The sequence below is a fragment of the Nonomuraea sp. NPDC050227 genome (assembly GCF_044459705.1).
Classification (GTDB): Bacteria; Actinomycetota; Actinomycetes; order Streptosporangiales; family Streptosporangiaceae; genus Nonomuraea.
Map to the genome: position 1 here is coordinate 1 of NZ_JBITJF010000030.1, position 1,970 is coordinate 1,970.

Consider the following 1,970-nt stretch of genomic DNA (forward strand, 5'->3'; position numbering starts at 1 on the left):
CCCTTGTCCTTCAGCCGCTCGGCCCACGCCTCGGCGATGCCCGAGATGTCCCAGCCACGCGCGGCGATCCACCCCAGGTGGGTCTCCAGCACCTGACCGACGTTCATCCGGCCGGGCACGCCCAGCGGGTTGAGGATGATGTCGACCGGGGTGCCATCCTCAAGGAACGGCATGTCCTCGACCGGCAGGATCTTGGAGATGACGCCCTTGTTGCCGTGGCGGCCGGCCAGCTTGTCACCGTCGGTGATCTTACGCTTCTGGGCCACGTAGACGCGGACCAGCTCGTTGACGCCCGGCGGGAGCTCGTCGCCCTCGTCGCGGCTGAACACGCGCACGCCGATGACCTTGCCCTGCTCGCCGTGCGGCACCTTCAGCGAGGTGTCGCGGACCTCGCGGGCCTTCTCACCGAAGATGGCGCGCAGCAGCCGCTCCTCCGGGGTCAGCTCGGTCTCGCCCTTCGGGGTGACCTTGCCGACCAGGATGTCGCCGGGCACGACCTCGGCGCCGATCCGGATGATGCCGCGCTCGTCGAGGTCGGCCAGGACCTCTTCCGACACGTTGGGGATGTCCCGGGTGATCTCCTCCGGGCCCAGCTTGGTGTCGCGGGCGTCGACCTCGTGCTCCTCGATGTGGATCGAGGACAGGACGTCGTCCTGGACCAGGCGCTGGGACAGGATGATGGCGTCTTCGTAGTTGTGGCCCTCCCACGGCATGAACGCCACGAGCAGGTTCTTGCCGAGCGCCATCTCACCGTTGTCGGTGCAGGGGCCGTCGGCGATGACCTGGTTGACCTCGACCCGGTCGCCCTCGGCGACGATGGGCTTCTGGTTGAAGGAGGTGCCCTGGTTGGAGCGCTTGAACTTGGCGACCCGGTACGTCGTACGCGTGCCGTCGTCGTTCATGACGGTGACGTAGTCGGCCGAGACCTCCTCGACCACGCCGGCCTTCTCGGCGCTGATGACGTCGCCGGCGTCGGTCGCGGCGCGGTACTCCATGCCGGTGCCGACCAGCGGCGCCTCGCTCTTGAGCAGCGGCACCGACTGGCGCTGCATGTTGGAGCCCATGAGCGCGCGGTTGGCGTCGTCGTGCTCGAGGAAGGGGATCATCGCGGTGGCGACCGACACCATCTGGCGCGGCGACACGTCGATGTAGTCGACTTCCTCGGCACGGGCGAGCTCGGTCTCGCCGCCCTTGGTACGGACCAGGACGCGGGACTCGGCGAACGACCCGTCGGGGTTGAGCGTCGTGTTGGCCTGCGCCTTGACGTAGCGGTCTTCCTCGTCGGCCGTCAGGTAGTCGATCTGGTCGGTCACCCGGCCGTCGACGACCTTGCGGTAAGGCGTCTCGACGAAGCCGAAGGCGTTGATGCGGCCGTAGGAGGCCAGCGAGCCGATCAGACCGATGTTCGGGCCTTCAGGGGTCTCGATCGGGCACATCCGGCCGTAGTGGGACGGGTGCACGTCACGGACCTCGAAGCCGGCCCGCTCACGGGACAGACCACCGGGGCCGAGCGCGGACAGACGCCGCTTGTGCGTCAGGCCGGCCAGCGGGTTGGTCTGGTCCATGAACTGCGACAGCTGCGAGGTGCCGAAGAACTCCTTGATGGAGGCCACGACGGGACGGATGTTGATCAGGGTTTGCGGCGTGATCGCCTCGACGTCCTGGGTGGTCATCCGCTCGCGGACAACGCGCTCCATGCGGGCCAGGCCCAGGCGGACCTGGTTCTGGATGAGCTCGCCGACGCTGCGCAGGCGGCGGTTGCCGAAGTGGTCGATGTCGTCGACCTCGACGATCACCTCACCGTTGGCGCCCGGCATCGACTCCTCGCCCGCGTGCAGGCGGACGATGTACTCGATGGTGGCGACGATGTCCTCTTCGGTCAGCGTGCCCTGCGTGATCTCGGAGTCGACCCCGAGCTTCTTGTTGATCTTGTAGCGGCCCACCTTGGCCAGGTCGTACCGCTTGGGGTT

1 protein-coding gene is annotated in these 1,970 nt (G+C 67.7%); it reads right to left on the reverse strand.

What is annotated here, in order from left to right; translation table 11 throughout:
* The coding region (locus ACIBK9_RS51795; protein WP_397166830.1) for a DNA-directed RNA polymerase subunit beta at nucleotides 1-1,970 on the reverse strand (1,970 nt) is incomplete at both ends.